Source organism: Streptomyces sp. NPDC017676, from assembly GCF_044329325.1.
In the GTDB taxonomy this organism is placed as follows: domain Bacteria; phylum Actinomycetota; class Actinomycetes; order Streptomycetales; family Streptomycetaceae; genus Streptomyces.
Genome location: NZ_JBIRJA010000004.1, coordinates 205,449 through 227,566 on the forward strand (window position 1 = coordinate 205,449; position 22,118 = coordinate 227,566).

The window sequence follows — 22,118 nt, forward strand, 5'->3', positions numbered from 1 at the left end:
TGATCGTACTTGACCGTAATCGCTCAGCAGGGATTGACTGCTGATCCACCCCCTCGTCGACGCGTGAGGCAAGCCCTTGACTTCCGACCTGCTGGCTCCACTCGACCTGGCCTTCTGGAACATGGAGTCCGACCGGCACCCGATGCACCTCGGGGCGCTCGGCGTCTTCTCCGCGCACTCGCCCACCGCCGGGGCCCACGCCGCCGACCTGCTCGCCGCCCGTGCCGCCGCCGTACCCGGTCTGCGCATGCGCATCCGCGATCTGTGGCAGCCGCACGCCTTCGGCGGCGCCGCCCGCGAGACCGACCCGGACTTCGACCCTCTGAACCACGTGACGCTGCACGCCCCGACCGACGACTTCCACGCGGACGCCGGGCGGCTGATGGAGCGCCCGCTGGAACGCGGCCGGCCCCCGTGGGAGGCGCACGTGCTGCCCGGCGAGGACGGGATGTCCTTCGCCGTGCTCTTCAAGTTCCACCACGCCCTCGCCGACGGGCTGCGCGCGCTGAAGCTCGCCGCCGGCGTCCTCGACCCCGTCGACCTGCCCGAGCGCGCGCCCCGCGCGATCGAGCCGCCGCGCGGCCTGCTGTCCGACGCGCGCCGGCTGCCCGCGCGGATGCCCGGGCTGTTCCGGGACGCGCTGTCCGACGTGGGCCGGGCCCTGGACATCGGCGCCTCGCTCGCCCTGTCCACCCTCGGCATGCGGCCGTGTGCCGCTCTGACCTCCGCGCCCAGCGGCACCCGCCGCACCGCCGGGGTCGTCCTCGACATCGACGACGTGCACCGGGTGCGCAAGAGCGCCGGCGGCACCGTGAACGACGTCCTCATCGCCGTCGTCGCCGGCGCGCTGCGCCGCTGGCTGGACGAGCGGGGCGACGGCAGCGGGGGCGTGGCGCCCCGCGCCCTGATCCCCGTCTCCCGGCGCCGTCCGCGCACCGCCCAGCCGCAGGGCAACCGGCTCTCCGGGTACCTGATACGGCTTCCGGTGGGCGAGCCCGACCCGCTCGGCCGTCTGGAGACGGTGCGGACTGCGATGATCCGCAACAAGGACGCGGGTCCCAACCGGGGTGCCGGCGCGGTCGCGCTGCTCGCCGACCACGTGCCGGCGCTCGGGCACCGGCTGGGCGGACCGCTGGTCGGCCAGGCGGCCCGGCTGTGGTTCGACATCCTGGTCACCAGCGTGCCGCTGCCCGGGCTCGGGCTCCGGCTCGGCGGCCACGAGCTGACCGAGGTGTATCCGCTGGCCCCGCTCGCACCCGGCCAGGCGCTGGCGGTCGCGATCTCGACGTACCGCGGGCGCGTGCACTACGGGCTGGTCGCCGACGCGGAGGCCGTGCCGGACCTGGACCGGTTCGCTCATGCGGTGACGGCGGAGGTGGAGACGCTCCTGGCCGTCTGCGACGGCTGAGCATCGGCCACGTGGCTCCCACCCGCACCACCCGGGCGGCTTCCGTCGTCGGGTGCGGGTGGCCCCCGCGGGGCGTGCGCCCCGCCGGCGCCCCCCGGCGCGGGGCGGGCGGTCGGGCGGGTGCGGCACCCACCCGACCGGGCAGCGGTTTGGTGCGCCGGGCCGGGCTCCGTAAAATTCGCTGTTCGAAAGCGGGCGCGAGTCGGAGCGCTGCGCGGGTGATCAGGGAAGCGGCAGCGCGATGACGGTGACAGACGACGGCTCGGCGGCGATGGACGTGCCCACGGACGCCGCCATGGACGAGGCGGTCCACGGGCCCGGTATCGACCCGGAGCGGCTGGCCGTCTGCCTGAGCGTGCTGGAGGAACTGGACCGGATCGACGTCGACCACCCCGACGCCATCGCGGTCCGCCGTGCCACCTCGCACATCTACCGGACGGTGAAGCAGCGCCGCCGCCAGGAGCGCCGGGCCGCCAAGACCGCGCACGACCGCTCCGTCACCGAGGCCACCGCCACCGGCTCCGCCGAGCGCATCGACGACGAGACCGAGGGCATCCTGCCCTCCTCCAAGGTCGAGGCCGGCCGGATCGCGGGCATACTCCAGCGCCCGCGCTCCTGCTACATCTGCAAGCAGCGCTACGTCGAGGTCGACTACTTCTACCACCAGCTGTGCCAGAAGTGCGCCGCCGAGAACCGCGCCAAGCGGGACGCCCGAACCGACCTCACCGGCAAGCGCGCCCTGCTCACCGGCGGCCGGGCCAAGATCGGCATGTACATCGCGCTGCGCCTGCTCCGTGACGGCGCGCACACCACCATCACCACGCGGTTCCCCAAGGACGCCATCCGCCGATTCAAGGCCATGGAGGACTCGGCGGACTGGATCCACCGCCTGGAGGTCGTCGGCATCGACCTGCGCGACCCCGGCCAGGTCGTCGCGCTGGCCGATCAGGTCGCCGAGGCCGGCCCGCTGGACATCCTGATCAACAACGCCACGCAGACCGTGCGCCGCCTGCCCTCGGCCTACGCCGCCCTGGTCGAGGGCGAGAGCGCCCCGCTGCCCGCCGGGGAACTCCCCGCCCACCACGTCATCGGCGCCTTCAACTCCGGCGCGGTCGACGGCCTGGCCGCGCTGCCCCTCGGCACCAGCGGCCTCGACGCGCAGAAGGTCGCCGACCTCGCCCTGGTCGCGGGCAACGCCAGCGTCGCCCGGCACCTCGACGGCACCGCCATCGACGCGGGCGGCCTGCTGCCCGACGTCGTGGAGTCCAACACCTGGGTGCAGACGATCGAGCAGATCTCCCCGGTGGAGCTGCTGGAGACCCAGCTGTGCAACTACACGGCGCCGTTCATCCTGATCAGCAAGCTCCGCCCGGCCATGGCCGATGCCGCCAGGAAGGCGGCGAGCGGACGGGCGTACGTCGTGAACGTCTCGGCCATGGAGGGCGTCTTCAGCCGGGGCTACAAGGGCGCGGGCCACCCGAACACCAACGCCGCCAAGGCCGCCATGAACATGGTGACGCGGACCAGCGGCCACGAGATGTTCGAGACCGACCGCATCCTCATGACCTCGGTGGACACGGGCTGGATCACCGACGAGCGCCCCCACTACGACAAGCTGCGCCTCGCCGAGGCCGGCTTCCACGCACCGCTCGACCTGGTCGACGGCGCCGCACGCGTCTACGACCCGGTCGTGCGCGGAGAGGCGGGCGAGGACCTGTACGGCGTCTTCCTCAAGGACTACGCCCCCGGCAAGTGGTAGAGGGCGGGCGGGGCCGCCGCGGGTGACACCCGGGCGCACGCCACGGCTGCGGCGCGCCCCGGGGGGGGCCACGGCGCGGCGCCCCGCTGGGCAGGCCATGCGCGGCGCCCCGCCGGGCAGGCCATGCGCGGCGCCCCGCCGGGCAGGCCATGCGCGGCGCCCCGCCGGGCAGGCCATGCACGGCGCCCCGCTGGGCACGCCATGCGCGGCGCCCGCTGGGCACGCCATGCGCGGCGCCCCTGGGCCAGCCATGGCGGCGGCGCCTCCCGCGCGCGCCATGGCGGCGGCGCCTCTCGCGCACGTCGGGGTGGGGGGCGCCTCCCGCGCATGTCGCGGTGGGGACGCCTCCCGCGCACGTCGCGGTGGCCGCCGTGCCCTCAGTCCACCGCGCCGAGCCGCGCGTGGCGGGCCGCCACCAGTTCCAGCACCGTGCGCCAGTCCTCCAGCACGCCGGCGTCGAGGCCGGCGGTGCGGCTCTCCTCGCCGGCCTGGCGCAGCCGCAGCGCATCGTCGTCCGCCGGGTCCGCGTCCCCGCGGACCAGCCGGAACACCCGCTCCCCGAGCAGGGCGCGCACCGCCTCGGCCGCGCTGCGCGCCCGGGCCGCCTCGTCTCCCGGGCAGAGCACCGGCCCGATGCCCAGCACCAGCCCCGCCACCTGGAGCTCCTTGTCGGCGGGACGGCTGCGGCGCAGCAGCGCCGCGGTCCGCAGCGCGTGCAGGGGCCGGCCGGCGTGCAGCAGATCCATCAGCTCCTCGACACTGCGCAGCTCCATGCGTCAGCCCTTCCGCGAGACAGCCGTTGCCGCGTCAGCAGAACACGGCGACCTTGCGGCCGGGCCAACAGCACTTGAAGAGGTGTTCGCTCCTGTAGGCCACGCGGGTGATTCGCCGCGTCGTCCGAGTGAGCGGCTTGTTGCAAAAAGCCTCATATTGGGGGGTATTGAGAAGCGGTAGGAAGCACATCGGTTACAGCTTGTTTGCACTCCCTATCGAGCGGTTGCCCGCTCATTTGGTTAATCTGGGAGCCGACGGACACCAGCACCGGGGTTCCACCCACACCCACCGTCCGTCCTGGGGCGAGCCGGCGGACAACGGCCTGCTCTGACAGAGGAACCGGCGCCACCGCGTCCGAACTGGCCTTCCATCCAGACCCGAGCGGGCGTCGAGCACCGGAGCGCAGACTGTCCGGTACGCCCCGAGGGTGACCCGACACATAAGGAGTGCGCGGTGACACCGGAGAAGACGAATCGCGATCAGCGCCCCAAGGAACACACGGAGCGCGCGGGCCGCCGGCCCGGAGAACTCGGCAGCCTCGACGTGTGGGCCCGGTCCGCCCCGATCCGCCTCGCGGGTTACGAGGACGACCTCGCCGAGCCCCACATCCTGCCGAGCGTGGACTGACCCCCGGAGTCGGTTCCGTCGCGATCGCCGCCCGCGTGGGCGTGACAGACGCACGCCCACGCGGATCACAGAAGCCGGACACCGGCCGCCGGTCGGGCCTCCCGCACCCCGGACACCGGACGCCCGTCAGGCCCGTCGGCCTCACCTACCGGGCGTCGGCTCCTCGTCCCGCTCCGCCACCGGTGCCGTCCGCCGCCACGGGCTCAGTTCCTCCAACTCCCGCGCCAGCTCCAGCAGCACGGCCTCCGTGCCCGGCCGGCCCACCAGCTGTACGGCACAGGGGGCACCCGAGGGCAGACTGCCGACCGGCACGGACATCGCCGGCCAGCCCGTCAGGTTCCACGGCGGGGTGAAGGGCGAGTAGGCGGTGTTGACCAGGACGTTGCGCAGCCAGCCGCGCTCGTGCCACGGGCCGGCCGTGGGGGAGCGGCGGGCCAGGGCCGGGGTGAGCAGCACGTCGTACTCGGTGAGGAACGGCGTCAGCCGGGCCCGCAGCCGCTCGCGCGCCGCGCCCGTGCGGACCGGCCGGACGAACCGGCCGCCCACAGCCGCGTGCACCCGGGTCCGGCGGGCCAGCCGCGCCCGGTCCAGGCCCTGGGCGTCCACCGCCGTACCCGCCGTCCAGTGCTGGAGCGCGGTCACGCCGAGGGAGAGCGGGTACGGCGGCTCGGCCCGCCGCACCTGATGCCCCGCCCGGGCCAGCACCCCGGCCGCCTGCCGGACCACGGCCGTATACGACCGGTTCACGCTCACCCCGGCGAGCGGACTGCGCAGGCCGACGGCGATCTTCCGGCGCGTCCCCTCCCGTGGCCGTACGAACTCCGTGTCCGCGAGGACCCCCAGCATCAGCCGCAGGTCCTCGACCGTGGTGGCCAGCGGGCCGTTCTCCGACATGCCGAACCAGTCGCCGTCGCCGATCCCCGCGGGCACCACCCCGTGCCCCGGCTTCAGCGTGACCAGACCGCAGTTCGCGGCCGGGATGCGCAGCGAGCCCATCCCGTCGTTGCCCAGCGCGAGCGGCACGAGCCCCGCGGCCACCGCCGCCGCGCTGCCCCCGGAGGAGCCGCCGGCCGTGCGGGAGAGGTCCCAGGGATTGCGGGCGATGCCGTACGGGCCCTCCGTGGTGCCGAAGACGCACAGCTCGGGCACGTTCGTCAGTCCCACGACCACCGCGCCCGCAGCCCGTAGCCGGGCCACCGTCACATGGTCCTCGGCGGCCGGGGCGTCCGGGGTGGCGGCGGAGCCGTTGCGGCACGACTCACCGCGCACCGCGAGATTGTCCTTCACAGCCAACGGCACGCCCGCGAGCGGCAGTCCGGTCAGATCGAGACGGGAGGCCAGGTCGTCGGCCTCGGCGAGCGCCGCCTGGGCCCGGACCTTCCGGAACGCCCCGAGCCGGCCGTCGAGCCGCTCGATCCGCGCGAGGTGCTCGTCCACCACCTCCCTCGGCGTCACCCGCTCCTCGCGGACGGCGGCGGCGATCTCGGCGGCACTCCGGCCGGCCCAGTTGCTCACGGGCGCTCCTCGTTACTCATGGGTACGGAAGACGGGCAGGGAGAACTGTGCCCGCTCAGGGGGTCGCACGTCGAGAGGCCGTGCACCGCCATTGACTTCCGTCGAAGGCCCCGACAACGATGTCACGGCGCAGTCGTCACAGCAGGTACGTTCCATCCCTCATGGAGGCCTCCGCTCGTGAACCCCACCAGACGCACGGTCCTGATCGCCGCCGGCGCCGCCGCCCTGACCCCCGCGATGCCCGTGCTGCCCGCGCAGGCGGCCCCGCGAGCCGCCGCCGCGACCCCGCCTTACGCCTCCTACTGGTACCCGGACTCGCTGCCCGCCGGCAGCCCGGGCCCCGGCATCACCTGGCGCAGCCTGAAGAGCTGGCGCGCCGCCGACGACCCCGACCTCGCGTTCAACGCCGCCTCCATACCGCTCGCCGCCCGCTTCACCCCGACCCCGGCGAACCCCACCGCCCGCTCCGGACAGGCCCGCGTCCAGGCCCTCGTCTCCTTCGGGCCCACCTCCGCCAACCCCTCCCAGGGCTCGGCCACCGCCGACTACTACGCCCTGACCCACTGGGCGTACATCGACGAGCTGGTGTTCTGGGGCGGCTCGGCCGGCGAGGGCCTGATCCTCGCGCCGAACGCCCCCATCGTCGACGCGGCCCACCGGCACGGCGTCCCCGTCCTCGGGAACATCTTCCTGCCCCCGGTGGCCTACGGCGGACAACTCCAGTGGACCCGGGACCTGGTGCAGAAGGACGCCACCGGCCACTACCCGCTCGCCGCGCAACTCGTCGCGGTCGCCTCGGCGTACGGCTTCGACGGCTGGTTCGTCAACGCCGAGACCAGCGGCGGCAACACCGCGCTGGGCACGGCCGTGCTGGGCTTCCTCAAGGAGCTGAAGGCGCTCGCGGCGGCCCAGGGACAACGGGTGACCTGGTACGACGCGATGACCGTGAACGGCACGGTCAGCTGGCAGGGCGCCCTGAACAGCCAGAACCAGGCGTTCTTCCAGGCCGCCGACGACATGTTCGTCGACTTCCGGTGGAGCGCGGCCACGCTCGCCGCCTCCGGTACGAAGGCGGACCAACTGGGGCGGAGCCGCTACCAGTTGTGGGCGGGCGTCGACGTCGAGTCGAACGGGTCCGGTACGTCCGTGAACTGGGACGCGATCGTCCCGGCCGGCAAGCCGCACATCACCTCGATCGGCTTCTACCGGCCCGAGTGGACCCGCAACCACCTGCCCGCCGACCAGCGCGCCCCCGAGGACTTCCATGCGGCTGACGACCGGTTCTGGACCGGGCGGTCGCTGGACCCGTCGCGGCCCGACGCGAGCGATCCATGGCGGGCACCGGCGGTGTCCGTGGCGGACCGGTCGACGGTGACCTCCCTTCCGTTCGCGAGCGTGTTCAACACCGGGCACGGACTGCGGTGGTACGAGGAGGGGGTCGTCACCTCGGACGCGCCCTGGAACCACCTCGGGCTCCAGGACCGGTTGCCCTCGCGGCGGTGGGCGGTCCGCACGGCGGGGGAGCGGCCGGCCGTCTCCTTCGACTTCGCCGACGCCTGGCGGGGCGGGAGCAGTGTGCTGGTCGCGGGTGAACTGGATCAACCAGCGGTGGTGGATCTGTACGCGACCCGGCTGCCGCTCACTGTGAACACGGTTGCCGAGCTGACCTACCGGAGCGAGTCCGGGGAGGTGAACGTCGAGCTGGCGGTGGCGACGGCCGAACCGAGCGCGCCGGGGGCGACACCGCCGTACACATATCTGGCTGTGAACTCGGTCAACAACGGAGTCCGGGTTCGGTCGGTCAACGGCTGGCAGACCGCGACCGTACCGCTCACAGTTCTTTCCGGCACGGTCCACGCGCTCGGCGTACGGCTCACCGCGACCGAGGGCCCGGTCCGCTGGCGCCTGGGCGGCCTGGCCGTACGCGACACCGTGGCCGCACCCGCCGCCCCCTCCGGCGTCCGCGTCACCGCGGCGAACGGCGGCGACCTCCGCCTCGCCTGGACCGCCGCCCCCGGAGCCGTCCGCCACTACACCCTCCACCGCCTCCTCCCCGACGGCACCCGCCGCTTCCTCGGCGCCACCGGCCAGCGCGCCTACTTCGTCGCCGGTCAGCGGCCCGAACAAGGGGAGACGGCCGCGCGGTTCGAACTGCGCGCGGTGGGGGAGCTGTACAACGCCTCGGCCCCGGTGACCGTGACCCACCCCTGGTAGTCACCCCGGAACCACGGGGAGCACCTCGCATACCGGACGACCGCACGCTGATCGATGCCCGCCTCAAGGGGATTCGGAGGTGGAGCCGGTCGCGGGCGGGGGCCCGGTGGGGTGCTTCCCGGGGGACGGGCCGGTTCCGGGTGCCCGGAACGGTGCACCGGGCACGGGTGGGCAAGACGGTGGGCCGGCTAGCCGCCGAGCTGGGCCCGTAGCCACTCCTCCACCTCGCCCACGTGGGCCGCTGCCGCCGCCCGGGCCGCCTCCGGGTCGTGGGCGGCGAGGGCGCGGTGGATGGCGGCGTGTTCGCGGCGGGTGCGGGCGAAGGCGCCCTCCTCCTGGTAGCCGCGCCAGACGCGGGCGCGGAAGGTGCGTGAGGACAGGCCGTCCAGGATGGCGGCCATGGTCTCGTTGCCGGCGGCGGACGCGATCTCACGGTGGAAGGCGAGGTCGTGGGCGAGGATCTCCTCGGGGTCGTCGGTCGCGTTCATCGCCGCCAAGTGCTTCTCCACGGCGGCAAGTTGGTCGGCGGTGATGCGCGCGGCGGCCAGTGCGGTCGCCGTCGACTCCAGGATCCGGCGCACCTCCAGGAGCTCCACCAGACCCGGGCCCCGGGACAGGTCGGCGACCACCCCGAAGGTCTCCAGCAGGTCGCCGGCCTCCAGCGCGGTGACGTAGATCCCGGAGCCGTGCCGTGCCTCCAGGACACCCATGACCGTCAGGGCGCGGATCGCCTCCCGCATCGAGCTGCGGGAGATGCCCAGTTGAGCAGCCAGTTCCCGCTCGGTGGGCAGCCGCTGGCCCGGCTCCAGCCGGCCCTCGGCGATCATCGCCTTGATCTCCTCGATGGCGCGCTGGGTCACCGTGCCCTTCTGCGGGGCTGCCTCGTCCACGCCACTCCTCCAGTCACCGGGTCCGTCGCAGTCTAACCAGCCGAGTGGTCCGACCACTACGCGCCGACAGCCAGAATTTTCGCTGCACGAGGGTGTTCCAGCGGCTGAGTGGTCTGATAAGTATGCGGTCGTCTGCTCGAACCCCCTCGACGAGGAGCCGCGAGATGCCCGCCAGCACAGTGAGCAAACGCAGCAGGTCCCGGATCACCGGCGCGGCGGCCCTGGCCGTCGGCGCCTCGCTCGTGCTCGCCGCCTGCGGCAGCACCAAGGACACCGCGAGCGCGGGAAGCGGCGGCACCGGCAAGGTCGGCGTGATCCTGCCGCTGCTGACCTCGCCGTTCTGGCAGTCGTACAACGACTACGTGCCCAAGATGGCCAAGTCCGAGGGCGTCGAGGCGCTGAAGACGGTCAACTCCAACAGCGACCCCTCGCAGCAGATCACCGACATCGACAACGAACTCAACCAGGGCGTCAAGGGGCTGGTCGTCGCCCCGCTGGACAGCGCCGCGATCCAGGCCGGACTCGACCAGGCCGAACGCAAGGGCGTACCGGTCGTCGCCGTGGACGTGGCGCCCGACAAGGGCAAGGTCGCCATGGTGGTGCGCGCCGACAACGTGGCCTACGGCAAGAAGGCCTGCGACTACCTCGGGCAGCATGTCAGCAGCGGCAAGGTCGTGCAGATCATGGGCGACCTGGCCTCGGTCAACGGCCGCGACCGCTCCGAGGCGTTCCGGTCCTGCGTGAAGGAGAAGTACCCCCGGCTCAAGGTGCTGGAGATCCCCGCCAAGTGGGAGTCGGACACCGCCGCCGCCAAGCTCGACACCCTCCTCAACGCCAACCCCGACATCAAGGGCATCTACCTCCAGGCGGGCGGCGTCTACCTCGCCCCGACCCTGCAGACCCTGAAGTCGAAGAACATGCTCAAGGCGGCCGGGCAGAAGGGGCACATCGCGATCGTCTCCAACGACGGCATCCCGCAGGAGTACGAGGCGATCCGCAAGGGCCAGATCGACGCCACCGTGTCCCAGCCGGCCGACGCCTACGCCAAGTACGGCCTGTACTACATCAAGGCGGCGATGGAGGGGAAGAAGTTCAAGCCCGGCCCGACCGACCACGACTCCACGATCGTCAAGCTGCCCAGCGGCATCCTGGAGGACCAGCTGCCCGCCCCACTGGTCACCAAGGACAACGTCGACGACCCCAAGCTGTGGGGCAACACGGTCCGATGAGCCAGGGTCCGCTCAGCCACAGTTCGGTGACCACACCGCGCATCGACACCACGCCCCTGGTCGAAGCGAAGGACGTCGTCAAGCGGTACGGTCCCACGGTCGCCCTCGCCGACGGCCGGCTCACCGTGCTGCCCGGCGAGTCCCACGCCCTCGTCGGCCGCAACGGCGCCGGCAAGTCCACCCTGGTGAACATCCTCACCGGCCTCCAGGCCCCGGACGCGGGCACCGTCCGTTTCGACGGCGAACCCGCGCCCCCGCTCGCCGACCGGGACGCCTGGCGCCGCAAGGTCGCCTGCGTGTACCAGAAGCCCACCGTCGTACCGGAGCTGACGGTCGCGGAGAACCTCTTCCTCAACCGGCAGCCGCGGGCACGCGGGCTGATCAGCTGGCGCCGGCTGCGCACCGAGGCCGCCGACCTCCTCGCCACCTGGGACGTCCACGTCGACCCGGAGGCCCGTACCGCCGAACTCAGGGTCGAGGACCGCCAGATGGTGGAGATCGCCCGCGCCCTGAGCTTCGGCGCCCGGTTCATCGTGCTGGACGAACCCACCGCCCAGCTCGACAACCGGGAGATCGAGCGCCTGTTCAGCCGGATGCGGGCGCTTCAGGACTCCGGGGTCACCTTCCTGTTCATCTCGCACCACCTGCAAGAGGTCTACGAGGTCTGCCAGACGGTCACCGTGCTGCGGGACGCCCGCTGGATCACGACGGCCCCCGTCGCCGAGCTGCCCAGGTCCGCCCTGGTCGAGGCGATGGCGGGGGAGTCGGTCGCCGAACTCGCGCGGTCGCGCGGCACGGTGAGCGACGCCGCCCCGGTCGTGCTCGACGTACGCGGCCTGACCTCCACCGCGTACGACGGCATCGACCTCACCGTCCGCCGCGGTGAGGTCGTGGGACTCGCCGGGATCAGCGGCAGCGGCAAGACCGAGCTGGCCGAGACCCTCGCCGGACTGCACACCCCGGCCGGCGGATCCGCGCTGCTCGAAGGGGAGCCGCTGCCGTTCGGCGACGTGCGGGCGGCGCTGGACGCGGGCGTCGGCTGCGTGCCCCGCGACCGGCACGAGCAGGGCCTGGTCCCCGGCATGACCGTCGGCGACAACACCACCCTGAGCGTCCTGGACCGGCTCGGCCGCTTCGGTTTCGTCGGCACCGACCGCAGAAGCGGCTTCGCCACCGAGCTGATCGACCGCCTCGACATCCACACCGAGGGCCCCGGACAGCCCGTCTCCGACCTGTCCGGCGGCAACGCGCAGAAGGTCGTCATGGCCCGCGCCCTGGCCTCCGACCCCCGCCTGCTCGTCCTGATCAACCCGACGGCGGGCGTCGACGTGAAGTCCAAGGAGTCCCTGCTGGCCCGCATGGACAGCGCCCGCGAGGACGGCACGGCCGTGCTCGTCGTCTCCGACGAACTCGACGATCTGCGGCGCTGCGACCGCGTCCTCGTCCTCTTCCACGGCCGCATCGTCGCCGAGCACCCGGCCGGCTGGCGCGACCACGAGCTGATCGCCTCCATCGAAGGAGTGGACCATGGCTGACACCAAGGCCCCGCCGCTCACCTCGCCCCGCCTTCCCGACCAGCGGGCCGCCCGGGCCGTGCTGCTCCGCCGCGCCCGCGAACTGGCCCTCGTACCGGCCCTGTTGCTGCTCATGGTGCTGGGCGCGGTGGTCAACGACTCGTTCCTCACCGAGCGGAACCTGATCTCGATCCTGGGCGCGTCGGCCGCCCTCGCCATGGTGGTGCTCGCCGAGTCGCTGGTGCTCATCACCGGCAAGTTCGACCTGTCCCTGGAGTCGGTCGTCGGCATCGCGCCCGCCGTCGGGGCGCTCCTCGTCCTGCCCTCGGCGCAGGCCGGCTGGGGCACCGGGTTCCCGGCACCGGTCGCCCTGCTCGCCATCCTCGTCGCGGGCGCGGCCGTCGGCGCCTTCAACGGCGTCCTGGTCGTGAAGTTCAAGCTCAACGCGTTCATCGTGACGCTCGCGATGCTCATCGTGCTGCGCGGGCTGCTGGTCGGCGCCACCAAGGGCAAGACCCTGTTCGGCATGCCCGACAGCTTCTCCTCGCTCGCCACCACCACCTTCCTCGACGTCCCGATGTCGGTGTGGCTCGCCGCCGTCGCCTTCGCCGTCACCGGGGGCGTGCTCAAGTACCACCGCGTCGGCCGCGCCCTGTACGCCATCGGCGGCAACGCGGAGGCCGCCCGCGCCGCGGGCATCCGCGTGGAGCGCGTGATGCTCGGGGTGTTCGTCGTCGCCGGTGTCCTCGCCTCCGTCGGCGGCATCATGCAGACCGGTTACGTCGGCGCCATCAGCGCCAACCAGGGCCAGAACATGATCTTCACCGTGTTCGCGGCGGCGGTGATCGGCGGCATCAGCCTGGACGGCGGCAAGGGCACCATGTTCGGCGCCCTCACCGGCGTCCTCCTCCTGGGCGTCGTGCAGAACCTGCTGACCCTCGCCCAGGTGCCGTCGTTCTGGATCCAGGCCATCTACGGCGGCATCATCCTCGTCGCCCTGATGATCGCCCGTGTGACGACGGGTCGCGCCCAGGACTGATGAACCGTCACCTTCCCCCAGCAGAAAGGGCATCCGTGTCCGACGCTCCCGCCCGCGTCATCGCGGTCGACACCCACGACATCCGCTTCCCCACCTCGCGCGAGCTGGACGGCTCCGACGCGATGAACCCGGACCCCGACTACTCGGCGGCCTACGTCGTCCTGCGCACCGACGCCGCCGACGGCCTGGAGGGACACGGATTCACCTTCACCATCGGGCGGGGCAACGACGTCCAGGTCGCTGCGATCGACGCGCTGCGCGGCCATGTGCTGGGCCGCGACGTCGGGGAACTGTGCGCCGACCCCGGCTCGCTCTTCCGGGACCTGATCGCCGACAGCCAGCTGCGCTGGCTCGGCCCCGAGAAGGGCGTGATGCACATGGCGATCGGGGCCGTCGTCAACGCCGCCTGGGACCTCGCCGCCCGGCGGGCCGGCAAGCCCCTGTGGCAGCTGCTCGCCGACGCCGAACCGGAGTGGCTGGTCCGGCAGATCGACTTCCGGTACATCACCGACGCGCTCACCCCCGAAGAGGCCCTCGACCTGCTCAGGCGCGGTCGAGCGGGGGCCGGGGAGCGCAGGGCCCGGCTCCTGGAGCGCGGCTTCCCCGCCTACACCACCTCCCCGGGCTGGCTCGGCTACGACGACGACAAGCTCGGCCGGCTCGCCGCCCGGGCCGTCGCCGACGGCTTCCGGCAGATCAAGCTGAAGGTCGGCGCCGACCTCGACGACGACATCCGCCGCTGCCGGGTGGCCCGCGCCGTCGTCGGACCGGAGATCCGCCTGGCGATCGACGCCAACCAGCGCTGGAACGTGGACGAGGCGATCCGCTGGACCAACGCCCTGGCCGAGTTCGGCCCGTACTGGATCGAGGAGCCCACCAGCCCCGACGACGTCCTCGGCCACGCCACCATCCGCCGCGCGGTCGCCCCCGTGAAGGTCGCCACCGGCGAACACGTGCAGAACCGGATCGTGTTCAAGCAGATGCTCCAGGCCGGCGCCCTCGACATCGTGCAGATCGACGCGGCCCGCGTCGGCGGGGTCAACGAGAACCTGGCCATCCTGCTCCTCGCCGCCAAGTTCGGCGTCCCCGTCTGCCCGCACGCGGGCGGGGTCGGCCTGTGCGAACTCGTCCAGCACCTGTCGATGTTCGACTACCTGGCCGTCTCCGGCAGCACCGAGGACCGGGTCATCGAGTACGTCGACCACCTCCACGAGCACTTCGTCACCCCGGTCGTCATCCGCGACGGCCACTACACGGCACCCACCGCGCCCGGCTTCTCCGCCGCCCTGCGCCCGGAGTCCCTCGCGCGGTACACCTTCCCCGGCGGCACCTACTGGGCCGCCGACCCCGACACCCAGAAGGGACAGGCCGCATGAGCGACTTCGCGGGACTGAGGGCCCTGGTGACCGGCGGCGCGTCAGGCATCGGCCGGGCCACCGCCGACCTCCTCGCCGCCCGTGGCGCCCAGGTCGCCGTCCTCGACCTGGACCCGTCCGCGGTCGACAAGCCCCTCCTCGGGCTGCGCGCCGACGTCACCGACGACGCCTCGGTGCGCACGGCCGTCCAGGACGCGGCCGAGGCCCTGGGCGGACTGGACATCCTGGTGAACAACGCGGGCGTCGGCGCCCAGGGCACCGTCGAGGACAACGATGACGCCGAGTGGCGGCACGTCTTCGACGTCAACGTCCTCGGCATGGTCCGCACCGCCCGCGCCTGCCTGCCGTACCTGCGCCGCGCCGCCACCGCCCGTCCGGGCACCGCGGCGATCGTCAACACCTGCTCCATCGCGGCCACCGCCGGCCTGCCGCAGCGCGCCCTGTACAGCGCGACCAAGGGCGCCGTGTACTCCCTGACCCTCGCCATGGCCGCCGACCACGTCCGCGAGGGCATCCGCGTCAACTGCGTCAACCCCGGTACGGCGGACACCCCGTGGATCGGCCGGCTGCTGGACGCGGCCGAGGACCCGGCCGCCGAACGCGCCGCCCTGGAGGCCCGCCAGCCGACCGGGCGGCTGGTCTCCGCCGCCGAGGTCGCGGCCGCCATCGCCTACTTGGCGAGCCCCCTCGCCGGCGCCACCACCGGCACCGCCCTCGCCGTCGACGGCGGCATGCAGGGCCTGCGGCTGCGTCCGGCGGCGGACCGGTGACCCGCCTGGGCCGCGGCGGCGTCGAAGTCACCCCCCTGGGCCTCGGCGTCGCCGCCCTCGGCAACCTCTACACGCCGGTCGGCGACGAGCAGGCGCACGCGGCCGTGCGAGCGGCCTGGGAGCGCGGCATCCGCTACTTCGACACCGCCCCGCACTACGGCCTCGGCCTGTCCGAACGCCGCCTGGGCGCGGCCCTACGGGAGTACGACCGCGCCGAGTACACGGTCTCCACCAAGGTCGGCCGGCGCCTGGAGCCGGCCGACGGCACCGGCGACGACCTGGCCAACGGCTTCGCCGTGCCCGCCGCCCACCGCCGCGTCTGGGACTTCACCGCCGACGGCGTCCGCCGCACCCTGGAGGCGAGCCTGGAACGCCTCGGCCTCGACCGGGTCGACGTCGTCTACCTCCACGACCCCGACGACCACGCCGAACAGGCCTTCCGCGAGGGCTACCCGGCGCTGGAGAAGCTCCGCGCGGAGGGCGTGGTGGGCGCCATCGGGGCCGGCATGAACCAGGCGGAGATGCTCGCCCGGTTCGTCCGTGACACGGACGTCGACGTGGTGCTCTGCGCGGGCCGCTACACCCTCCTCGACCAGAGCGCGGCCACCGAGCTGCTGCCCGAGGCCGTACGGCGCGGCGTGTCCGTGGTCATCGGCGGCGCCTTCAACTCCGGCCTGCTGGCGGACCCGACCCACCACGCGACGTACGACTACACGCAGGCGCCCCCGGAGCTGCTGCACCGGGCGCTGCGGATCAAGGCGGTCGCCGAGCGCCACGGCACCACCCTGCGCGCCGCCGCCCTCGCCTTCTGCTCCGCCCACCCGGCCGTGGCGAGCGTCCTGGCCGGCGCCCGCTCGGCGGCCGAGGTCCACGACTGCGCCGACCAGTTCGCGACGCCGGTGCCGGACGCCTGCTGGCGGGAACTGCGCGCGACCGGCCTGCTGCCCGAGGAGGAACCGTCATGAGGGTCGCCCTGCACACCAAGGTCCGCGCGGACCGGGTCGAGGAGTACGAGGCCGCCCACCGCGCGGTCCCCGAGGACCTCACCGACGCCATCCGCGCCGCCGGGGCCACCTCCTGGACCATCTGGCGATCGGGGACCGACCTCTTCCACGTCCTGGAGTGCGCCGACTACGCCCGTCTGCTCGCCGAGCTGGAACGGCTCCCGGTCAACACGGCCTGGCAGACTCGGATGGCGGACCTGCTGGACGTGGCGCACGACTACTCCGCCGAGGGCGCGGCCGCCGCCCTGCCCGTCGTATGGGAGCTGCCATGAGCGTCGACGCCCACCACCACGTCTGGGACCTGACCGTCCGCGACCAGGACTGGATCCGTGGTCCCGAACTCCAGCCGCTGCGCCGGAACTTCACCGTCGCCGACCTGGAACCCGAGGCACGCGCCGCCGGCGTCGACCGTACCGTCCTCGTCCAGACGATCACCGTGCCCGAGGAGACCCCCGAGTTCCTCGCCCTCGCCGCCGCCCACGACCTGATCGCCGGGGTCGTCGGCTGGACCGACCTCACCCGCCCCGACATCGCCGGCGAACTGGCCCGGCTGCGCGCTCTCCCCGGCGGCTCCTACCTGAAGGGCATCCGGCACCAGGTGCAGGGCGAACCCGACCCCGAGTGGCTGCTGCGGCCCGACGTCCTGCGCGGCCTTGCCGCCGTGGCCGACGCCGGACTGGTCTACGACCTCGTGGTCCAGCCCCACCAGCTCCCGGCCTGCGCCGCGGCGGCCCGGGCCCTGCCCCAGCTCACCTTCGTCCTCGACCACCTGGGCAAGCCGCCCATCGCCTCCGGGGACCGCGCGTCCTGGGCCGCCGCCCTGCGCGCCCTCGCCGCCCTGCCCAACACCGTCGCCAAACTCTCCGGCCTGGTCACCGAGGCCGGCCCGGACACCCGGAACCCGGCCGGTCTGCTCCCGTACGTCGACATCGCCCTGGACGCCTTCGGCCCCGCCCGGCTGATGACCGGCTCCGACTGGCCGGTGTGCACCCTGGTCATGAGCTACACCGACGTCCAGGCGCTCACCCGGGAGGTGACGGCGGGGCTCGGCGAGGCGGAGCGGACGGCGCTGTTCGAGACCACCGCGAGCCGCGTCTACGACCTCTGAACCGCGCCCGCGAGCCGTGTCGGCGGCAGGTACTCCCGCACGAACGTCCGCTCCCAGCACGCCCCCGTCTCCCGCAGTTCCTCCCAGGTCGTGTACCGGTACCGGAACAGCCGGGCCCGGACGTAGCGCGGCGGGGTGTCCGGCGGGAACGGGGAGCGGCGCAGCAGCCGCAGCGTGTCCCGGTCGTTCTCCAGCAGGCGTTCCACCAGGCCGCCGAACCACTCCCCGGCATAGGCCGGCGACAGCGCCGCGAACCACATCAGCCAGTCCAGGCGCAGATGGTAGGGGGCGAACTGGCGCGGCCAGCGGCGGGGATCGCCGGGCTTGCCCCTGAAGGCGTACTCCCGCCAGTCCGAGTCCGAGTCCGGGTGCGGGGTGTCGTCCAGCGTGCCCTCGACCACGACCTCGTAGCGGACCCGGCTGACGCTGCCGAACGCGCCGTAGGTGTTCACCAGGTGCAGCGGGTCGAAGGAGCGGTTCATCACCTGGCGGCGGGAGACCATGTTCACCACCGGGCGGTGGCTCAGGAGGAGCAGCAGCGCGCCGACCGCGAGCACCAGCACCTCGTACCACAGCGGCGCCGACGGCACCGACGGCGCGGTCGTCGGCAGTCGCAGCGCGGACAGCGCCAGCACGATGGTGATCCAGTTCAGCCAGGAGAAGTTGCCGGAGAGCACCAGCCACAGCTGGGTGACGATCATCAGCGCGGCGGCGGCCGAGGCGATCGGCTGCGGAGTGAACAGCAGGACCGGCACGACGAGCTGGGTGACGTGGTTGGCGGCCACCTCCACCCGGTGCAGCGGCTTCGGCAGACGGTGGAAGAACCAGCTCAGCGGGCCCGGCATCGGCTGGGTCTCGTGGTGGTAGTCCAGACAGGTCAGCCGCCGCCAGCAGGCGTCGCCCCGCATCTTGATCAGCCCGGCGCCGAACTCCACCCGGAACAGGATCCAGCGCAGCAGGAACAGCACGACGACCGGCGGCGCCACCTCGCCGTTGCCGAGGAACGCGGCGAGGAACCCCGTCTCCAGCAGCAGCGACTCCCAGCCGAACGCGTACCACGTCTGGCCCACGTTGACGATCGACAGGTACAGCGCCCACGGCACCAGCCACAGCAGGATCCCGGCCCACAGCGGCAGCAGCGAGTCCGCCCCGGCCAGCAGGGCCGCCGACACCGCGCAGCCCGTCCAGGCGCAGGCCGCGAAGAAGCGGTCGGAGTAGTGCAGGTGGAACAGGCTGGGGGCGTGCCGGAACCGCACCCGGTCCAGGTGGCGGGGGATCGGCAGCATCCCGCGCTCGCCCAGCAGCGCCCGGAACTGCAGGGCCGCCGTCAGGAACGCGACCAGGTACACGGTGGCCAGGGCCCGCTGGAAGACCAGCCGGCTCAGCCAGTAGTCGGGTGCGGTGAACCACTCCACGGCTGTGCGCGCCCTCCTGTGCGGCGAACCCGGCGCCGCTGTCGTCACGGCGTTCCCCGAGTTGCCAGCCAAACCTGAGCAATGCCAACAATAGGGCGTAATCACCCACAGTGATGCGGAGTGTGCGGTGCGGATACCCACCCGATCCATCGTCGCGGCCTGGGCGCTCTCGGTGGCCCTCCTCGCCGCGGGCTGTGCGGGCGCCGGTGTCAAGCAGACCAAGGCGGGCGAACTGGTCGTCCTGGAGGCCGCCACCGAGCGGGGCCCCGACCCCTTCACCGACTCCACGGACACCACCACCCGGCCGGAGTCCCCCCGGGGCACCGCCAAGGTCCAGCCCGGCGAGGTCGAGGCACCCCTGCGCGCGGCCCGTACCGTGTCCGGCGCCACCCCCGGCCTGTACCGGGGCACCCCGCACGTCGCCGCCTGTGACGTCGAGCGGCACATCGGCCGTCTGCTGGCGGACGGGGCCAAGGCCGACGCCTTCGCCCAGGCGGCCGGCGTCACCCGGTCGGCGCTCCCCGGCTATCTGCGCGGCCTGACCCCGGTCGTCCTGGGCGGCGACACCCGCGTCACCAACCACGCCTACCGCGACGGTCAGGCGGCCCGCTACCAGGCCGTGCTCCAGGCCGGCACCGCCGTCCTCGTCGACGACCGGGGCGTGCCCCGGGTGCGCTGCGCCTGCGGCAACCCGCTCAAGCCGCCCGCGCCGACCCGCGGCGGTGCCGGGGCCCGCGGCACCCCCTGGGCCGGATACGAGCCGGACCAGGTGATCGTGGTGGCCCCGGCGCCCCGGGCCGTCACCAGCATCACGATCATGGACGCCGCGACCCGTACCTGGATCGAGCGCCGGGTCGGCCCCGATGTCCGCCGGGACAGGATCGTGCCCCCGCCCGCGCGGGCCGCCGCCAGCCCGGTCCCGTCCGGTCCGGCGGACGCCGGGCCGTCGGTCACCGGGCGGCCGAGCCCGCGCGAGAGCGGCCCGGCCGCGTCGGAATCCCCGTCCGGTACGCAGCGGTCCCCGGCGAGTACGCCGTCGTCCCCGTCCGGCTCCGCGACGCCGGACGGCCCTGGCGATCGCCCGGCCGGTGCCAGCGGGCTCGCGGACCGGAACACCGGGACGACGGCGCAGGAGCCGCCACCGGCCGAGGACGCCCCCGACCCGGACCCCGTTCTCGATCCGGCCCGCGATCTCTCCCTCGACCTCTCCGTGGCCCCCACGGACCCGGGTGTCTCCGATCCGGACGTCTCCGATCAGGGCGCCGCCGATCAGGGCTGAGCGCGGCCCCCCACTCGCCCCCAGGTCGCCGATCAAGTCGAAGAATCGGCCGGTTCCTGGCAAGGTGGCCCCATGGCCGATCGGGGAGCGAGCGCCCTGTCACTCCCGGAGGACTGGCCCGCACACCCGGACCCGATCCTCGCGCTCAACCGCATGGGCAGCTTCGACTGGGACCTGGACGCCGGTCTGTTCCACATGGACGCCCAGGCCTTCGAGGTGTTCGACCTGCTGCCCGAGGAGTACGACGGGCGCCCGGAGACCCTGGCCGTCCGGGTGCCGCCGCCGGAGGCCGCCCGGCTCGACGCGGCGGTCGCCCGCGCGATCAAGGACGGCAGCGAGAACTACGGCGCCTACTTCCGCATCCGCTGCCGTGACGGCACCATGCGCTGGACGCACACCCAGGGCTACATCCGGCGCGACGGCACCGGCCGCCCGCGCCGGGTCGTCGGCATCGTCCGCGACGCCACCGAGGAACTCGCCGACAGCGCGGCCCGCAGCCTCCGGGCCGCCCAGGACGAGGCGTTCCGGCAGCAGACCAGCGTCGTCCAGGTCATCTCCGCCGCGCTCGCCCACGCCCGCAGCGTCCAGGACGTCATCGACGTCCTCAAGGACGCGCACGGCATCCGGCACCTCGGGGCGGCCAGCCTGGTGATGGGGCTGGTGGAGGCGGGCCGGATCCGGCTGGTGGCCGAGGGACCCGTGGGCGCCTCCGTCCCCGGGACCCGGATCACCCGGATCGACGAGCCGTACCCGATGAGCGAGGTCGTCCGCACGCTCAGCCCCCGGTTCATCGAATCGCCCGAGGAGTTCGCCGACGGCTACCCGATCCTCTGGCCGCACCTCACCGACCTGCACATCACCTCGGCCGCCTACCTGCCCCTGATCGCCCAGGCCCGCCCGATCGGCGCGATGGGCCTGCTCTACGACGACCGGCGCGGCTTCTCCGCCGAGGAGCGCGCCGTCCTCGTCGCGCTGGGCAGCAGCATCGCCCAGAGCCTCATGCGGGCCATGCTCTACGAACAGGAGAAGGACCTCGCCCAGGGCCTCCAGCAGGCCATGCTGCCCCGCACCATCCCCAGCGTCCCCGGCGCCGACGTCGCGGTCCGCTACCGCTCCGCGGCACTGGGCCGGGACATCGGCGGCGACTGGTACGACCTGATCCCGCTGCCCGGAGGCCGGGTCGGCGCGGTCATCGGGGACGTCCAGGGCCACGACACGCACGCGGCGGCCGTCATGGGCCAGCTGCGCATCGTGCTGCGCGCCTACGCCGCCGAGGGCCACCCCCCGGCCACCGTGATGGCGCGTGCCTCCGTCTTCCTGTACGAACTCGACACCGACCGCTTCGCCACCTGCCTGTACGCCGAGGCGGACCTGTCCACCGGAGTCGTCCAGGTGGTCCGGGCCGGGCACATCGACCCGCTGGTGCGCAGCGGTGACGGCAGGTGCGCCCGGGTCGGCGTCGAGGGCGGGCTGCCGCTCGGCCTGTCCGCCGAGTTCGGGCGGCTGGAGTACCCCGTCACCACCCTCGAACTCGACCCCGGCCACACCCTGCTGCTGTACACCGACGGGCTGGTCGAACAGCCCGGCGCCGACCTGGACGACGGCATGAGCGGCCTGGTGGCCCTCGTCTGCGACGGCCCCCGGGAGGTGCGCGACCTCGCCGACCGGCTGATCGAGCTCGCCGAGGAGCGGGGCGGCGACGACGACGTGGCCCTGCTCCTGCTGCGCCGCCGCGGCCGCGAGGCCACACGGGCCGGCGGCCGGCTCCGGCAGCATGTGGCCCCCGGCGACCCGGAGGCCCTCACCCAGGCCCGGCACCTGATCCAGGCCGCGGTCCGCGCCTGGGGCGCCGGCGACCTCGCCGACGAGATCGAGCTGGTCGCCGGTGAACTGATCACCAATGCCCTGATGCACACCGAGGGCTCCGCGATCGTCACGCTGCGGGCCCTGGAGGGCGGCGACCGCAGGCTGCGCATCGAGGTAGAGGACGGCTCCAGCGCCCTGCCGCGGCGCCGCGACGCGGGCGAGATCGGGGTCTCGGGGCGGGGCCTGGTCCTCGTGGAACGGCTCTCCGACAGCTGGGGCGTGGAGGCGCGGGGCGGCGGCAAGGCGGTGTGGTGCGAGTTCCGGGTGCCGTAGTCACCGGTCCGGGCGTGACGGCGGGGGCGTTGTCGGTGCCGGGTGGCACTCTGGACGT

General features: G+C 73.4%; 18 protein-coding genes. 14 read left to right on the forward strand and 4 right to left on the reverse strand.

The features are described 5' to 3' along the window. Positions 1–76: 76 nt before the first annotated feature. Positions 77–1,408, forward strand: a complete 1,332-nt coding sequence (locus tag ACH4LD_RS11000; RefSeq protein WP_398053914.1) for a wax ester/triacylglycerol synthase family O-acyltransferase — start codon at positions 77–79, stop codon at positions 1,406–1,408. A gap of 241 nt (positions 1,409–1,649) precedes the next feature. Next, positions 1,650–3,167 carry an SDR family NAD(P)-dependent oxidoreductase gene (locus ACH4LD_RS11005; protein WP_398053915.1) on the forward strand — a complete coding sequence of 506 codons (1,518 nt, stop codon included), beginning with the start codon at positions 1,650–1,652 and terminating at the stop codon, positions 3,165–3,167. Between the two features lie 377 nt (positions 3,168–3,544). Here ACH4LD_RS11005 and ACH4LD_RS11010 read toward each other — a convergent pair whose 3' ends face one another. Further along, a complete protein-coding gene (locus ACH4LD_RS11010) occupies positions 3,545–3,940 on the reverse strand; it encodes a hypothetical protein (protein ID WP_132788953.1) in 396 nt (131 codons plus the stop codon). A gap of 454 nt (positions 3,941–4,394) precedes the next feature. On the opposite strand from ACH4LD_RS11010, the gene ACH4LD_RS11015 reads away from it, so the two are divergent. Then, complete coding sequence (locus ACH4LD_RS11015) at positions 4,395–4,568, forward strand: hypothetical protein (RefSeq protein ID WP_132788952.1); 174 nt, start codon at positions 4,395–4,397, stop codon at positions 4,566–4,568. Positions 4,569–4,709: 141 nt separating this feature from the next. On the opposite strand, the gene ACH4LD_RS11020 is transcribed toward ACH4LD_RS11015, so the two are convergent. Then, positions 4,710–6,083 carry an amidase gene (locus tag ACH4LD_RS11020; protein ID WP_398053916.1) on the reverse strand — a complete coding sequence of 458 codons (1,374 nt, stop codon included), beginning with the start codon at positions 6,081–6,083 and terminating at the stop codon, positions 4,710–4,712. 177 nt (positions 6,084–6,260) lie between these two features. Here ACH4LD_RS11020 and ACH4LD_RS11025 point away from each other — a divergent pair, with 177 nt between their 5' ends. After that, positions 6,261–8,297 (forward strand): endo-beta-N-acetylglucosaminidase, encoded by a 2,037-nt coding sequence (locus tag ACH4LD_RS11025; RefSeq protein ID WP_398053917.1) that lies wholly within the window; start codon positions 6,261–6,263, stop codon positions 8,295–8,297. 188 nt (positions 8,298–8,485) lie between these two features. Here the strand turns inward: ACH4LD_RS11025 and ACH4LD_RS11030 are convergent, their stop codons facing one another. Beyond that, the gene (locus ACH4LD_RS11030; RefSeq protein WP_398053918.1) at positions 8,486–9,187 is read right to left on the reverse strand and encodes a FadR/GntR family transcriptional regulator; all 702 of its coding nucleotides are present in this window, start codon (positions 9,185–9,187) and stop codon (positions 8,486–8,488) included. A gap of 164 nt (positions 9,188–9,351) precedes the next feature. On the opposite strand from ACH4LD_RS11030, the gene ACH4LD_RS11035 reads away from it, so the two are divergent. Genes ACH4LD_RS11035 through ACH4LD_RS11070 form a run of 8 tightly spaced genes read left to right on the forward strand, consistent with a single transcriptional unit; the run spans position 9,352 to position 17,227 of the window. Continuing rightward, a complete protein-coding gene (locus tag ACH4LD_RS11035) occupies positions 9,352–10,416 on the forward strand; it encodes a sugar ABC transporter substrate-binding protein (RefSeq protein WP_398053919.1) in 1,065 nt (354 codons plus the stop codon). After that, positions 10,413–11,951, forward strand: a complete 1,539-nt coding sequence (locus ACH4LD_RS11040; RefSeq protein WP_398053920.1) for a sugar ABC transporter ATP-binding protein — start codon at positions 10,413–10,415, stop codon at positions 11,949–11,951. Before ACH4LD_RS11035 ends, ACH4LD_RS11040 begins: the two co-directional genes overlap by 4 nt. Further along, positions 11,944–12,969, forward strand: a complete 1,026-nt coding sequence (locus ACH4LD_RS11045; RefSeq protein ID WP_132788947.1) for an ABC transporter permease — start codon at positions 11,944–11,946, stop codon at positions 12,967–12,969. The genes ACH4LD_RS11040 and ACH4LD_RS11045 overlap by 8 nt, the downstream gene beginning before the upstream one ends. Positions 12,970–13,004: 35 nt before the next feature. After that, the gene (locus ACH4LD_RS11050) at positions 13,005–14,345 is read left to right on the forward strand and encodes an L-fuconate dehydratase (RefSeq protein ID WP_398053921.1); all 1,341 of its coding nucleotides are present in this window, start codon (positions 13,005–13,007) and stop codon (positions 14,343–14,345) included. After that, positions 14,342–15,115 (forward strand): SDR family NAD(P)-dependent oxidoreductase, encoded by a 774-nt coding sequence (locus tag ACH4LD_RS11055; RefSeq protein WP_398053922.1) that lies wholly within the window; start codon positions 14,342–14,344, stop codon positions 15,113–15,115. Before ACH4LD_RS11050 ends, ACH4LD_RS11055 begins: the two co-directional genes overlap by 4 nt. Then, positions 15,112–16,080 (forward strand): aldo/keto reductase, encoded by a 969-nt coding sequence (locus ACH4LD_RS11060; RefSeq protein WP_398053923.1) that lies wholly within the window; start codon positions 15,112–15,114, stop codon positions 16,078–16,080. The genes ACH4LD_RS11055 and ACH4LD_RS11060 overlap by 4 nt, the downstream gene beginning before the upstream one ends. Then, on the forward strand, positions 16,077–16,391 hold the full coding sequence (locus ACH4LD_RS11065; RefSeq protein WP_132788943.1) for an L-rhamnose mutarotase: 315 nt from the start codon (positions 16,077–16,079) through the stop codon (positions 16,389–16,391). Before ACH4LD_RS11060 ends, ACH4LD_RS11065 begins: the two co-directional genes overlap by 4 nt. After that, complete coding sequence (locus ACH4LD_RS11070) at positions 16,388–17,227, forward strand: amidohydrolase family protein (RefSeq protein WP_398053924.1); 840 nt, start codon at positions 16,388–16,390, stop codon at positions 17,225–17,227. The genes ACH4LD_RS11065 and ACH4LD_RS11070 overlap by 4 nt, the downstream gene beginning before the upstream one ends. On the opposite strand, the gene ACH4LD_RS11075 is transcribed toward ACH4LD_RS11070, so the two are convergent. Beyond that, a complete protein-coding gene (locus tag ACH4LD_RS11075; RefSeq protein ID WP_398053925.1) occupies positions 17,215–18,642 on the reverse strand; it encodes a lipase maturation factor family protein in 1,428 nt (475 codons plus the stop codon). The genes ACH4LD_RS11070 and ACH4LD_RS11075 overlap by 13 nt on opposite strands. A gap of 127 nt (positions 18,643–18,769) precedes the next feature. Here ACH4LD_RS11075 and ACH4LD_RS11080 point away from each other — a divergent pair, with 127 nt between their 5' ends. After that, the gene (locus ACH4LD_RS11080; RefSeq protein WP_398053926.1) at positions 18,770–19,921 is read left to right on the forward strand and encodes a DUF6777 domain-containing protein; all 1,152 of its coding nucleotides are present in this window, start codon (positions 18,770–18,772) and stop codon (positions 19,919–19,921) included. Between the two features lie 72 nt (positions 19,922–19,993). Beyond that, the gene (locus tag ACH4LD_RS11085; RefSeq protein ID WP_398053927.1) at positions 19,994–22,060 is read left to right on the forward strand and encodes a SpoIIE family protein phosphatase; all 2,067 of its coding nucleotides are present in this window, start codon (positions 19,994–19,996) and stop codon (positions 22,058–22,060) included. The last annotated feature ends 58 nt before the right edge of the window (positions 22,061–22,118 follow it).